The 270-nt window shown below is 55.6% G+C and carries 1 protein-coding gene; it reads left to right on the forward strand.

Annotated features, from left to right (window positions below; translation table 11 throughout):
* On the forward strand, positions 1 to 270 hold a 270-nt coding region (locus Q5762_RS38485), incomplete at both ends, for a hypothetical protein (protein ID WP_315896962.1).

Raw genomic sequence — 270 nt, forward strand, 5'->3', positions numbered from 1 at the left:
CCAGTCCATATCAAGAACTCTAACTGGGGGGGTGAAGCCACTGAGCTTCACCTCAAACGCGATGGTGCGTGGGCTGAAGTCGATGAAGCCTACACCAAGGTAAACGGCGTCTGGCGTATGTATCATACGGCTGAAGTGCAGGTTATTGCCCCACTTGGAGGCGATGCCCGTACTGCCGCTGAAATCATCAACGCAGCACAGCCGGGATTGTGGGCAGGACCGAAACGTAAGCGTCTCATCGTACAAGGCGGTGAACGTGGTACGCTTCGT

The organism is Streptomyces sp. P9(2023) (assembly GCF_032436795.1).
In the GTDB taxonomy this organism is placed as follows: Bacteria; Actinomycetota; Actinomycetes; order Streptomycetales; family Streptomycetaceae; genus Streptomyces.